Genomic DNA, 13,301 nt, shown 5'->3' on the forward strand with positions numbered 1-13,301 from the left:
GTGGCATCCGGTGTCTCAGGCGTAGGGGTTCGCCGTGAGCGTGTACTTCGTCTGCAGGTACTCGTGGATGCCCTCGTCGCCGCCCTCACGGCCGAGACCGGACTGCTTCCACCCGCCGAACGGAGCCGCCGCGTTGGAGACGACACCGACGTTGAGGCCCATCATCCCGGTCTCGAGGCGCTCGATCATGCGCTGGCCGCGCGAGAGCGACTCCGTGAAGACGTAGGACACGAGACCGTACTCGGTGTCGTTGGCGATGCGCACGGCGTCGTCCTCGGTGTCGAAGGGGACGATCGCGAGCACCGGTCCGAAGATCTCCTCGCGGAGGATGTCGCTGCCCGGCTGCACGTCCGACACGACGGTGGGCTCGAAGAACGTGCCGGGGCCCTCGACGGGCGAACCGCCGGTGGTGACGGTCGCGCCGCGCTCGACGGCATCCCCTACCAGGGTCTTCGCCTTGTCGACGGCGCGGTCGTCGATCAGGGGTCCGATCTGCACGCCGTCCTCGGTGCCGCGGCCGATCTTCATGGCCTGCACACGCTCGGTGACGCGGCGCGTGAACTCCTCGACGACGCTGCGCTGCACGATGAAACGGTTGGCGGCGGTGCACGCCTGCCCGATGTTGCGGAACTTCGCGAGCATCGCGCCGTCGACCGCCTTGTCGAGGTCGGCGTCCTCGAACACGACGAACGGGGCGTTGCCGCCGAGCTCCATCGAGGTGCGCAGCACCCCGGGGGCCGCCTGCTGCAGCAGCTTCACACCGACCGGGGTGGACCCGGTGAACGAGAGCTTGCGCAGCCGCGGGTCGGAGATGATGCGCTCCGAGACCGGACCGGTGTTCGTGGTGGTCACGACGTTCACGACACCCGCGGGGACGCCCGCGTCCTGCAGGATCTGGGCGAAGAACAGCGTCGTCAGCGGCGTGAGCGTCGCGGGCTTGATGACCACGGTGCAGCCGGCGGCGAGCGCGGGCGCGATCTTGCGGGTCGCCATCGCGAGCGGGAAGTTCCACGGCGTGATCAGGTAGCACGGGCCGACCGGGTGCTGCGTGACGATCATGCGACCGGTGCCCTCGGGGTTCGCGCCGTAGCGGCCCTGGGTGTGGGCGGTGACCTCGCTGAACCAGCGCAGGAACTCGCCGCCGTACGCGACCTCGCCGCGCGCCTCGGCCAGGGGCTTACCCATCTCGAGGGTCATCAGCAGCGCGATGTCCTCCTTGCGCTCCTGCAGGAGGTCGAACGCGCGGCGGAGGATCTCGGCACGCTCGCGGTCGGGCGTCGCCGCCCACGACGGGAACGCCTCGGCAGCGGCATCCATCGCCGCTACGCCGTCCTCGACCGTCGCGTCGGCGATCTCGTGGATGACCGCTCCGGTGGCGGGGTCGTTCACGGCGACGGTCTTGCCGCCCGTCGCCGCGCGCCACTCACCGTTGATCAGCAGGCCGGTGGGCACGGATGCCAGCAGCTCGCTCTCGCGCGGGTCGGTCATGGGTCCTCCTGTGTCGATGCGGGGCGTTCCCGCTCATTCTGGTCAGCGCGGGGCTCCGCGCCGATATACGTGCTGTACAAAGCGAGCCGTGGCGTCGCCGCCGTGGAGGGGTTGGCCGGGGCGGCCGCATCCGCGGCCCGGCGATAAACGCGATCTACGGCGGGAAACGTGACGACGTCCCGTTTCTGCCCGTGGATCGCGTTTATCACCGCCGGGAGCGGCGGGGGCGGGCGGCGGTGGCGGCGGGCGGCGGCGCGGGCTCAGCCGTCAGGCCGAGACCGGGGCGCGCAGGGCGCCGGACAGGAACCGTTCGAGGCCGGCGGCATCCGACAGCGGCAGCACGTGGGCGACGTACTGGTCGGGGCGCACCACCACCACCGCGCCGTCGGCGCCGATCCCGCGCTCGGCGAAGATGTCGGCGCTCGTCCACGCCGAGGGCGCGGCGGCGAACACCTTCTCGAGGTCGGTGAGGCCGAGCGGCCCCGACCGCGGCCGGAACAGGTCCGGCACATCGACGACGTCCTCCCACCGCCCCGGGAAGACGACTTTGGCGTCGAACACGGAGTCGAGGTCGGCGCCGGCCGGCGTGAAGCGCTCGACGATCGCGAGTGCGGCGTCCGCCCAGGTGCGCAGCGCCGAGCCCTCGGCATCCGCGAAGGCGTAGATCCGCCACCGCCCGTCGGCTCTCGCGTGGTGACCGAGGTGTACGGCGTTGCCGTCGCACACCCGGACGACCTCGACGCTGTGGAAGCGCCTGCCGACCGGGAACCCGGATGCCAGCTCCTGCGCCGCCGCGTCCGAGACCAGCGCCGACGGCCCGTAGTGCGTGCCGAACCCGGACGGGAACTCGGCCGTGGCCAGGTAGTAGGTCGCGAGTTCGTCGGGGTCTGTGATCTCGCCGGGCTTGCGCGCCATGAGCGAGGACCACTCGCGGTCGAAGTCGATGAGCTGCTGGGCGACGGGGCGGCGCTCCTGGTCGTATGTGCGCAGCAGAGCGGCGGATGCCAGACCGGTGAGGACGTGGCCGAGCTTCCAGCCGAGGTTGAAGCCGTCCTGCATCGAGACGTTCATGCCCTGACCCGCCTTGGCGCTGTGCGTGTGGCAGGCGTCGCCGGTCAGGAAGACACGGGGATCGTCGAGATCGTCGACGAACTGGTCGGTCACCCGGTGCCCCACCTCGTAGACGCTGTGCCACGCCACCTGCTTCACGTCGATCGAGTACGGGTGGAGGATCTCGTTCGCCCGCCGGATGACCTCCTCGATCGGGGTCTGGCGCACACGGTGGTCGTCGTCTTCCGCGACCTCACCGAGGTCGATGTACATGCGGCTGAGGTACCCGCCCTCGCGCGGAATGTGCAGGATGTTGCCCGCCGCCGCATTGATCGCGCACTTGATGCGCCAGTCGGGGAAGTCGGTCTCGACGAGCACGTCCATGACGCCCCACGCGTGCCGCGCGGCCGCGCCGACGTGCGTGCGGCCGATCGCCTGCCGCACGCCGCTGCGCGCTCCGTCGCAGCCCACCACGTAGGTCGCCCGGACGGTGCGCTCGCCCTCGGCGGTCCGCACGCGCACCTCCACGTCGTCGGCGCGCACCGTGAGGCCGAGGAACTCCACGCCGTAGTCGGGGACGATCCGTGCGGGGCCGTTCGCTGCGGCCTCGGCGAAGTAGTCGAGCACGCGCGCCTGGTTGACGATGAGGTGCGGGAACTCGCTGATCTTGAGGCCGTAGTCCTCGGTGCGGGTGGTGCGGACGATGCGGTCGGGGTTCTCGGGGTCGGGTGCCCAGAAGTTCATCCAGCCGATGTTGTACGCCTCGGCGGTGATGCGGTCCGCGAAGCCAAACGCCTGGAACGTCTCGACGCTGCGGGGCTGGATGCCATCGGCCTGGCCGAGCACGAGGCGGCCGTCGCGCTTCTCAATGAGGCGCGTGGTGAGCTGCGGGAACTGCGACATCTGGGCTGCCAGCAGCATGCCGGCGGGCCCCGAACCGACGATGAGCACGTCCACCTCGTCGGGAAGACGCTCGGGCCGGTCGACACCGGTGCCGGCGGCGTTCTGCACGCGCGGATCGCCCGAGACGTAGCCGTGGTGATGGAACTGCATCGTTTCTCCTGACGTCGATGTCGGGTTGTGCCGTCGCGGTTACTGTTCTATATTCGAACGCGACGTTCACCTATCGAACGAGAGGTTAGCCGCCCGATGCCCGCACGGCAAGACACCGCTCCCGCCTCGCAGACCCTGAGCCGTGGCATCCGTCTCCTCGAGGAGCTCTCCGACGCCCGTGCACCCCTGTCGATCGACGACCTCACCGCGCGCGTGGGACTCCACCGCTCGGTCGCGTACCGGCTGCTCCGCACCCTCGAAGACCACGGTCTCGTCTCTCGGGATGCCACGGGCGCGGTGCGCCTCGGAACGGGCCTCGCCGCGCTGGCCGCGGGCGTCGCCGCCGATCTCCAGGCCGAAGCCCTGCCCGAACTGACCGCCGCCGCCAACGATCTCGGCATGACCTGCTTCCTCGTCGTGCTCGACCACGACGAGTGCGTGACCCTCACCAGCGTCGAACCGCGACACGCGGTCACGGCCGTGGCCCAGCGCCCCGGGTCGCGGCATCCGGTCACCCGGGGCGCGCCCGGTCGCGCGATCCTCGCGCAGCTGCCTCCGCGACGGTGGCCCGACGATGTGGACGCGCGACTGGCCGCCGAGATCGCCGAGACCGTCGAGCGCGGATGGGCGATCAGCCGCGACGAGGTCGTGCCGTCGCTGCGCGCCGTCGCCGTGCCGCTGGTCGTACAGGGCCGCGAGCCCGCCGCGGTGGCCGTCGTCCACGTCAGCAGCGCCCTCGACGACGCCGCGATCGCGCAACGGCTGGCAGCCACAGCGGCGGCGATCAGCGCCGCACTCTAGGTGCGGGCACCCTGCGCCGACCGCACCGGACCCGGTTCGCGCAGACGGGCCGCGCCCTCCCCGTGAGCGGGAAGGGCGCGGCCGCGAGATCCTCGAGGGGTTACACCGTAGCTCTGACGTCTCGCCGCGCCGACCGGACATCCGCATCTGCGGAGACCGACGGCGCCAGGGCTGCGGCGCTCTTCCGCTGGGCGCGGAACGTGCCCCACACCACCAGTGCCGCCCCGACGACGGCCCAGATCCCCATCGTCAGGATCGCCCAGCCGGGGTTGTAGTCATCGACGTAGATCAGGCGCCGGAGCGCCTCGAGGCCTTGCGAGGTCGGAAGGACATGGTGCATCGCCTGATAGAAGCCGGGGGCCATGTCCAGCGGCAGGGGCAGACCGGACGTCGTGATGCCCAGGAGCACGAGCAACAGGATGGACACGATCAGCATCGCTGGACCTATCACCAGCACTCCGCCCAGAGTGACGACCGCCGTGACGAAGGAGAGCGCGAAGATCATCAGCCCGGGGCCGAAGCCGTTACCCGGGAGGATGTCGAACATCGCCCATCCATAGAGCACCTCGATGGTGGCGGCAACCACCGGTACCGCGATCACGCCGATGGCTCGCACCTTCGAACTCGTCGGGAACAGCCCGAGGATGAGCCCCGCGAGCATCCCCGCGAGAATCGCGCCGATGCCGAGGTACATCGCCGTCGTTCCCATGGGATCCCCCTCGTCGAGGGGAAGGACATCGTCCACCGAGGCCGTGACGCCGGAGGCCCCGGCGACGGAGGTGAAGAGCGTGACGACGACGTTCTTGGCCGCGAATCCGTCCGCGGAGCCGACGTAGATCGTCCCGGTCGACGGGTCGTAGGCCCCGCGGATGTCGAGCTCACGAACCTGCGTGCGAGCATCGTCGACCGTGTCGACGCGGGAGATCTCGAAGGAGTCTCCGCTCTGGTTCTCGAGCGAACCGATGAGCGGATCGGCACTCTCAGAGCTGCCGATGACGGCGACCTTCATGTCGTTGGGCGCCGGCGAGTGCAGGAGCCCCAAGAACAGCGCGGGCAAAGCGATCAGGAGGAACAGCGGGAGGACGAGAACTCCGGTGATCGTCTTCTTCCGGGTCGCCTTCTCTGCGGACGAATCGGGCGACGTCTTCGCGCGGGGGGCGGTCCGGGTCAGCACATCGGTCATGGGTTCACTCCGTGAGGTGATATCGGGATCGCGTCGGTTCATGCGGAGGCCGTCTCTTTCAGCTGCGGCGTCAGAGACGTCGCATCGTCCACCGAGGGGGGCGCGAGCGTCTCCCCCGGCGTCGGTTCGAGAGCCGCCACGGGCACAGCCACGCCCGGCTTCGGGGTCTTCAACGTGGACAACCAGTGCAGTCCGATCCCGATGAGCGCCCAGAGGACGAGGATCGAGATGTCGCGCATCACACCCTGGCCGTCGAAGTAGACGACCCGGCGCAGCCCCTCGAGCGCACCGCTGGTGGGCAGGCCATTGTGCAGGAACTGGAAGAATTGCGGAATCATGTCGATCGGCACCGCTGCACCCGATGCGGGGATTCCCAGGATGACGAACAGGGTCAGCCCGACGATGCTCATCGCGGGCCCGATCAGTCTCATGCCGCCCGACTGCACCAATCCGGCGACGAGAGCTCCCGCAGAGATCATGAGACCGGCGCCGACGATGTTCGTCGTCAGGGCTCCGAACGCAACGTAGGCGGTATACGTGCCGATCACGCCGGAGACGACCGCGACTCCCCCGATGACGGCCAGCTCGGTTCGACGGCGCAACCCCGGGACGGCCACACCGAGCACCGTCGGTGCGACGAAGCCCGCGATGATTCCGGCAAGCCCCACGAAGAAGAGTGAGATTCCCGCCCTATCGTCGGCCGGCAGGGGCGCCAGGTCGCGAACAGTGAGAGAGGTGACCTGCTCGCCCCCGGTCCTCTCGACCACCTCGGTGAAGATCGACGTCACCGCCTGGGTGGCCAGCAGACTGCCAGCCGACGCAGTGAACAGTTCGCCGGTCGAGGGGTCGTAGGCGGCGCGGAGCGTCATGTCCTTCACCGCATCCTCCGCGGCGGCCACGTCGGGAACCAGGGACACGTCGAGGGCGTCTCCCGCCTCGTTCTCGAGCGCCTGCTGGACGCCCGCGGCTGCGGGTGAGGAATCGATGATGGCGACCTTCATGTGGGTCGGCGTGGGGTGGTGGAACGCGGCCAGATACGTTCCGGGCAAGGCCAGCGCCAGGAAGATCGGGAACAGCAGCGCGACGACGACCAGTTTGATCGGCGTCCGAGCGCGCCCGCTGGCGGGAAATGGAAGCGACATGAGATTTACCTTACACCTGTAAGACTGCCTTACTCATGTCACGCAGGACTACAGTTGATGAATACAGTGAACAGATAGGGTGAGCCCGTGGCGAAGACACCGAGGATGGACCCGCGCATCGTGCAGACCCGAGGCCTCCTGGTCGACGCCATGGAGGAGCTGGTCCAGCTCCACTCCGCCCCGGACATCACCGTCTCCGCACTCTGCGAGCGCGCCGGCGTCAGCCGACCGACCTTCTATCAACACTTCCGCACCACCGACGAGGTGCTGGCCGCCGCACTGGAGGATCGGCTCGAACACATCCGCACACGGGGCGATCGGGCCGGAGCCGTCTCCCCCGCGGACGTGCCACGGGTTCTGCAGAGGTTCCTGGAAGAGATCTGGAAAGATCGCCACCTCTACCGCGCGTTGATGCGTCCCGTCTCGCCGTACAGTCAAGCCCGCGTCGTCATGGCGACCTGGCTCGAGCAGAGCGTGGCGCAGTTCCTGTTCCACCGCGATTTCGCCGAGCTCGACGCCGCGGCGCGAAACGAGATCACCTTCGCCGTCGGCGGGGTTTCCAGCACCGTGGCGCGGTGGATCGAGTCCAGCGACACGCGGAAGAGCGATCTCGCCGATCTCGGGCCGTTCCTGTGGTCGGCCGTCCTGTCGGTCACCCGCAGCGCTCCCGTCTCCGACTTCCCCGCATCACCCGTGCCTGACGCGCCGATTCGTGGCGCGCGCGACCACGCCGAATGATGTGACCGACCGGAGCGACGAGCCGGTCCCAGCGAAGCACACGCAGACAGCCACCGTGCACGGGAAGACAAGTCGCGGGCGCCCCGAGCGACAAGGGTGGACGGTGGAGGAGACACACATGCACGAACACGCCCACGCCCACCAGGCGATGGAGAACCTCGACCTCGAGCCCGCGACGGGCGCGCAGCCGGCGACGCATCCCCTCGACCCGCTGAGCGCGGAGGAGATCGAGCGCACGCGCGCCATCCTCGTCGCCGCGGGTCTCCTCGGCGAGACCGTACGGGTGCCGATGCTGCTCCCCGCCGAACCCGACAAGCGGGCCGTGGCCGCGTGGCATCCGGGCGACCCCCTCGACCGGCGCGCGGACGTCACCCTTCTCGACACCGCGACCGGGGAGGTGACGGAGGCGATCGTCGCGATCACCGCGGGCGAGGTGGCGAGCAGCCGCCGGTACGCCGCCGACACCGCCCCGTACGGTCAGCCCCAGTACCTGTTCGAAGAATACGAACGCGCCGCCGACCTGGTGAAGGCCTCACCCGAGTGGCGCGCCGCGATGGAGCGTCGGGGCCTGGCCGACCGCATCGACCTCGCGTTCTGCTCCCCCCTCGCCCCCGGCTTCGTTGGGCGCGAGAACGAGGTCGGGCGCCGCGTCATCCGCTCGCTCACCTTCCTCCGCGACAGCGAGGACGACATCGCCTGGGCCCACCCCGTCGAGGGACTCATCGTGCACATCGACCTCACCGCGAACAGCGTGATCGGCATCGAAGACATGGGTGACGTGCCTGTGCCGGCCGGCAGCGGGCGCTACGACCCCGAAGCCATCGGGCCCGCCCGCACGACGCTGAAGCCGATCGAGATCACGCAACCCGAGGGGCCGAGCTTCCGCGTGACGGGATCGCACGTGCAGTGGGAGAACTGGACGCTGCGCGTCGACTTCAACGCCCGCGAGGGACTCGTGCTGCACGACGTGCGCTTCGACGACCGACCGGTGCTCTCTCGCGCGAGCGTGCCCGAGATGGTCGTGCCCTACGGCGACACCAGCAACACGCGGTTCTGGATCAGCTACTTCGACGCGGGCGAGTACCTGCTCGGCAAGAACGCCAACCACCTCGAACTCGGATGCGACTGCCTCGGCGTCATCCACTACTTCGACGGCCACGTCGCCGACGATCGCGGGCACGCGATGCGGATCCCGAACGCGGTCTGCATGCACGAGGAGGACTACGGCGTGCTGTGGAAGCACACCGAACCCGGCCCGGTCGGCTCGCACGTACGCCGCTCGCGCCGCCTGGTCGTGTCGTACTTCGCCACGATCGGCAACTACGACTACGGCTTCTTCTGGTACTTCTACCTCGACGGCTCGATCCAGGTCGAGGCGAAGGCCACCGGCATCGTGTTCGTGGGCGGCGGCGAGCCCGGCTCGACGCACCGGCACGCGCCCGAGATCGCGCCCGGCGTGTTCGCGCCCGTGCACCAGCACCTGTTCTCGGCGCGACTCGACATGGCGGTCGACGGCGATGAGAACCGGTTGTTCGAGGTGGATGCCGTGCGCATCCCGATGGGGCCCGAGAACCCCTTCGGAAACGCCTTCACGTGGTCGCACACCCCGCTGCGCACCGAGCAGGAGGCACAGCGCGAGGCCGACACCTCGGTCGCCCGCGTCTGGGAGGTGCAGTCCACCACCCGCAGGAACCACGTCGGAAAGCCCACGGCCTACCACCTGATCCCCGAGCCGACGGCGCTGCTCATCGCCGACCCGGCATCGACGGTCGCCGCGCGCGCGGCTTTCGCGACCAAGCACCTGTGGGGCACCGCCTACGACCCTGAGGAGCGCTGGCCCGCCGGCCGCTACCCCAACGCCCACGCCGGGGGCGCGGGACTCCCCGCGTACACCGCCGACGACCGCTCGATCGACGGCACCGACCTCGTGCTCTGGCACACGTTCGGCCTGACCCATGTGCCGCGGCCCGAGGACTGGCCGATCATGCCGGTCGACTACGCCGGTTTCTGGCTCAAGCCCTACGGCTTCCTCGACCGCAACCCCGCGCTCGACCTGCCCGAGTCCTCGCAGGCGCACGCGGCGGGCGGCGACGGGTGTTGCGGCAGCGGCGCGGCCTGCCACTGCGGACACTGAGCGGCGGACTGCCTCAGCGATTCGCGCAACCTCAGCCGGATGACCCGGGGATGCCACGGAGGATGCGCGAACCGTTGAGGTTGCGCGAAGCGCGCAGCGGCGCTGATCGCCCCGTCTGTCGCGGCGGATAGGGTGAGCCGGTCGGGCCGATCCCCGCGGCATCCGACCACGACCAGGGAGGAAGCCCGTGCCCCGACTCGTCGACCACGAGGCCCGCCGACACGAGATCGTGCTGGCGACGTGGCGCCTGATCGCCGAACGCGGCATCGAGGCCACGACCATGCGCGAGCTCGCGCGCGAACTGGGCCTGGCGAACGGCAGCGTCACGCACTACTTCCCCGACAAGAGCGCGATCCTCACCGCCGCGTTCGCGCACGTGTTCGCCGCGACCAATGCGCGGGTAGCCGCCCACCGCGCCCGGACCGGGTCGACCGGGCTCACGGCCCTCCGTGCCTTCCTGCTCGAGACCGCGCCCCTCGACGAGGAGCGCGCGCTCGAGGCGCGCATCGTCATCGCCTTCCTCGAATACGCCGCCGCGGATCCTGCGCTGGCCGAGATGTATCGCGGCCTCATGCGCGAGTGGCAGCAGGCGTTCGCCGAGATGGTCGCCGAGGCCCGGGAGCAGGGCGAGGTGCGCGACGGCCTCGACGTGCAGGCGGTGAGCGATGCGATCCTGCACGCGATCAACGGCATGCAGTCCAACGGCATCCTGCTGCCCGAGACGGCCCGGGACCAGCGCATGCGCGCCACCGTCGACGCACTCGTCGACATGCTGCGCTGAGAGACCTCTCGCGGCATCCGATACATCGGGGTAATATTCGGGAAACTTTGGCTCTACAAGCGTCGGATAAAAAGGACGTCGGAGCCGGATGCCGAGGGAAACGAGGAGGTCTCCCATGTCGATCGTCACGAACCGGCCAGGATCCGGTGTCACCGCCGTCCACGCCGCCGACCTGGCCGCCTTCCGCGCCGCCGTCGACGACAGCTTCGTGCCGCTGCACGTGAGCGCCGCCGACCCCGACCGCTTCCGCGGCAGCATCCGTGCCGCCTCGGCCGACGGCATCCACGTCAGCTCCGTCGCCGCATCGCCGCACGTCGTCGAGCGCACGCCCGACCTCATCGCCCGCGCCGACGGACCCGCCGTGAAGATGAGCCTCATGCTCGCCGGGACGGGCCTGCTCATCCAAGACGGACGGGAAGCTCTGCTGCGGCCCGGCGACTTCGCCGTGTACGACACGTCACGGCCCTACACCCTGTGTTTCAGCGGTGACTTCCGCACCATCGTCACGATGTTCGCCCCTCACGCGCTGCCCCTCCCCTCGTCGGCACTGGCCCAGCTCACGGCCGTGCGCGTGGCGGGCGACGGCGGCCTCGGCGGTGTGGTCGCCCCGTTCCTCGCCCAACTGGGCACGCACCTCGACCAGGTCGCGAGCCCGTCGGGATCGCGCCTCGTGCACACGGCCCTCGATCTGCTGACCACCGTGTACGCCCACGAGCTCGGCCACGACGACGCGGCGACCGACCCGCACGCGGCCACCCGTCGCCGGGTCGAGGAGTACATCGACAGCCACCTGCACGCTGTCGAACTCTCCCCCGGCTCGATCGCCGCGGCGCACTACATCTCGACCCGGCACCTGCACACGCTCTTCCAGGGACAGGGCACCACGGTCGCCGCGCTCATCCGGTCGCGGCGGCTCGAACGCTGCCGGCGCGACCTCACCGACCCGCTGCTCGCCGACCAGTCGGTCTCGGCGATCGGAGCGCGGTGGGGATTCCCGGATGCCGCGCACTTCAGCCGCACCTTCAAGACGGCGTTCGGCTTCTCCCCGAGCGAGTGCCGCGCGGGGCGCTGACGCCGGCCGGTGCGCGGCCGAGCCCCCGCGTCCCACTTCTGACGGACGATGTCCCAGGAAAGGTCGGCTGCGAAGCCTCCCACCCGCCGAAAGTGGGACATGGTCCGGCGCGGCATGGCGCACAGCAGCGCAGGCCGAGCCCCCGCCCTCACATCCCGACGTGGTCGAACGCGATCGTCGGAACGTCGACGATGTGCGCCCCGCCGTCGGCGACGATCGTCGCCCCGGTGATGTACGACGACTCGTCGGAGGCCAAGAACCGCACGATCGCGGCGATCTCCTCCGGCTGCGCGGGACGGGCGAGCGGCACGTCGCGGGTCACGCGCGCGTAGGCCGCCGCACGGTCGGGCACTCCCGCCGCCGTCGCGTAGGCGTCCATCTCCGCGTCCGCCATCGGGGTCGCCACCCAGCCGGGGCACACCGTGTTCACGCGCACGCCGTGCCGGCCGTAGTCGCGGGCGAGCGAACGGGTGAGCCCGATCAGCGCGTGCTTGCCGACCGTGTAGCCCGCGACCGAAGGCCCCGCCGCGAGGCCCGCGATCGACGACATCACGACCACCCGTCCCCGCGCGGCGATCAGGGCCGGAAGCGCCGCGCGCACCACGACGAACGCCGTGGTGACGTTGGCGCGCAGCGCGCTCTCCCATGCGGCGTCGTCGGTGTCGGCGACCGTGGCGAAGCCGTGGCCGCCGGCGTTGGCGACGACGACGTCGAGGTGTCCGTGGAGTTCGAGCACGCGACCCACCAGCGCCGCGACCTCGCCCGCATCGGCGGCATCCGCGGCGATCGCCGTGCCCCCGACGGCGGCCGCGACCCGTTCGAGCGGCTCGCGCCGGCGCCCCGTCACCACCACGTGCGCACCCTCGCGGGCGACACGCCGCGCGACCGCCTCACCGATACCCGTGCCCCCGCCGGTGATCAGCACCACTTGACCGTTCAGGTCGGCATCCATCCGTTCCTCCTTCCGCCCGGGCTTCCGCCGGGCAGCGTCCGCGCTCATGCGGGGAAGCCCGACCGCGCGCTCACACCGAAATCCGACATCCACGTCGCCGCCGACACCGGGCGGAGCCGCGGCGAGGCCAGCAGCACGATCTGATCGGCCACTTCGCCCGCCGTCTGCACCGGATACCCGGCGCTGCCGAAACCGTCGGGCAGCTCGAGATCCCCGCGACTCATCGGGGTGTCCACGATCGACGGGCACACCGCGTTGACCCGGATGCCGTCGGCCGCCATCTCCACGGACGCCGCCCGCGCGAACTGCAGCAGCGCCGCCTTCGACGCGCCGTACGGCAGCATGCCGGGGGTCGCGACGAGGGCCGAGTCGCTCGCCACCACGACGACCGACGCGGCGTCCGACGCCCGGAGCCAGGGCAGAGCCGCGCGGAGCACCAGGAAGGCGCCCGTGACGTTGACGGCGAACACGCGCTCCCAGTCGGCGAGCGCGGTGTGCTCCAGCGGTGTGCCGACCGGCCCCGAGATCCCGGCCGCCAGGATCAGCACATCGAGCCCGCCCAGCGTCCGCGCGCACTCCTCGACGGCGGCGGTCGCGGCGTCCGGATCGGTGAGATCGGCGACGGATGCCGTGGCGGCGACGTCCCGCACACGCGGATCGCGGTCGACCGCCGCGACCCGCACCCCCTCCGCGCTCAGGGCGTGCACCGCCGCGCGGCCGATTCCGCCGGCCGCGCCCGTGACGAGGGCTCGATGAGAGGTCAGTCGGAGGTCCATGCGCTCATCCTGATCCCGGGCCGAGCGCTCGGCATCCGTCCCTGCACGCACGCAACAGGCCACCTCGCCCGCGGTCAAGTCCACCGACGACGATCGGAGCAAGATCGCTGCAACGGGCCGACGCGCCCGCT

General features: G+C 70.5%; 11 protein-coding genes. 5 read left to right on the forward strand and 6 right to left on the reverse strand.

Annotation, left to right across the window (positions count from 1 at the left end; all coding sequences use genetic code 11):
- Window positions 1-15: 15 nt before the first annotated feature.
- Window positions 16-1,488 carry an NAD-dependent succinate-semialdehyde dehydrogenase gene (locus BW982_RS05960; RefSeq protein WP_076491090.1) on the reverse strand — a complete coding sequence of 491 codons (1,473 nt, stop codon included), beginning with the start codon at window positions 1,486-1,488 and terminating at the stop codon, window positions 16-18.
- Between the two features lie 267 nt (window positions 1,489-1,755).
- Complete coding sequence (locus BW982_RS05965; RefSeq protein ID WP_076491091.1) at window positions 1,756-3,591, reverse strand: FAD-dependent monooxygenase; 1,836 nt, start codon at window positions 3,589-3,591, stop codon at window positions 1,756-1,758.
- A 96-nt stretch (window positions 3,592-3,687) separates the two neighbouring features.
- Between BW982_RS05965 and BW982_RS05970 the strand changes: the two genes are divergently transcribed.
- Window positions 3,688-4,392: an IclR family transcriptional regulator gene (locus BW982_RS05970; protein WP_076491092.1), complete on the forward strand. Its 705-nt coding sequence runs from the start codon at window positions 3,688-3,690 to the stop codon at window positions 4,390-4,392.
- Between the two features lie 100 nt (window positions 4,393-4,492).
- Here the strand turns inward: BW982_RS05970 and BW982_RS05975 are convergent, their stop codons facing one another.
- Window positions 4,493-5,575 carry an ABC transporter permease gene (locus tag BW982_RS05975; RefSeq protein WP_076491093.1) on the reverse strand — a complete coding sequence of 361 codons (1,083 nt, stop codon included), beginning with the start codon at window positions 5,573-5,575 and terminating at the stop codon, window positions 4,493-4,495.
- Window positions 5,576-5,613: 38 nt separating this feature from the next.
- Window positions 5,614-6,717 (reverse strand): ABC transporter permease, encoded by a 1,104-nt coding sequence (locus tag BW982_RS05980; RefSeq protein WP_076491094.1) that lies wholly within the window; start codon window positions 6,715-6,717, stop codon window positions 5,614-5,616.
- Between the two features lie 87 nt (window positions 6,718-6,804).
- Here BW982_RS05980 and BW982_RS05985 point away from each other — a divergent pair, with 87 nt between their 5' ends.
- From BW982_RS05985 to BW982_RS06000, 4 genes are all read left to right on the forward strand, one after another.
- Window positions 6,805-7,455 (forward strand): TetR/AcrR family transcriptional regulator, encoded by a 651-nt coding sequence (locus tag BW982_RS05985; protein WP_175611040.1) that lies wholly within the window; start codon window positions 6,805-6,807, stop codon window positions 7,453-7,455.
- Window positions 7,456-7,573: 118 nt separating this feature from the next.
- Entirely contained in the window at window positions 7,574-9,589 is a 2,016-nt protein-coding gene (locus tag BW982_RS05990; RefSeq protein ID WP_254845524.1) for a primary-amine oxidase, read from the forward strand.
- 187 nt (window positions 9,590-9,776) lie between these two features.
- Window positions 9,777-10,370 (forward strand): TetR/AcrR family transcriptional regulator, encoded by a 594-nt coding sequence (locus BW982_RS05995; RefSeq protein ID WP_076491096.1) that lies wholly within the window; start codon window positions 9,777-9,779, stop codon window positions 10,368-10,370.
- Window positions 10,371-10,485: 115 nt separating this feature from the next.
- Window positions 10,486-11,442, forward strand: coding sequence for an AraC-like ligand-binding domain-containing protein (locus BW982_RS06000; protein ID WP_076491097.1), 957 nt, complete (start codon window positions 10,486-10,488; stop codon window positions 11,440-11,442).
- Between the two features lie 148 nt (window positions 11,443-11,590).
- Here BW982_RS06000 and BW982_RS06005 read toward each other — a convergent pair whose 3' ends face one another.
- Entirely contained in the window at window positions 11,591-12,394 is an 804-nt protein-coding gene (locus tag BW982_RS06005) for an SDR family NAD(P)-dependent oxidoreductase (protein ID WP_076491098.1), read from the reverse strand.
- Between the two features lie 44 nt (window positions 12,395-12,438).
- On the reverse strand, window positions 12,439-13,170 hold the full coding sequence (locus tag BW982_RS06010) for an SDR family NAD(P)-dependent oxidoreductase (RefSeq protein ID WP_076491099.1): 732 nt from the start codon (window positions 13,168-13,170) through the stop codon (window positions 12,439-12,441).
- Window positions 13,171-13,301 lie beyond the last annotated feature (131 nt).

Source organism: Microbacterium sp. RURRCA19A (assembly GCF_900156455.1).
Lineage (GTDB): Bacteria > Actinomycetota > Actinomycetes > Actinomycetales > Microbacteriaceae > Microbacterium.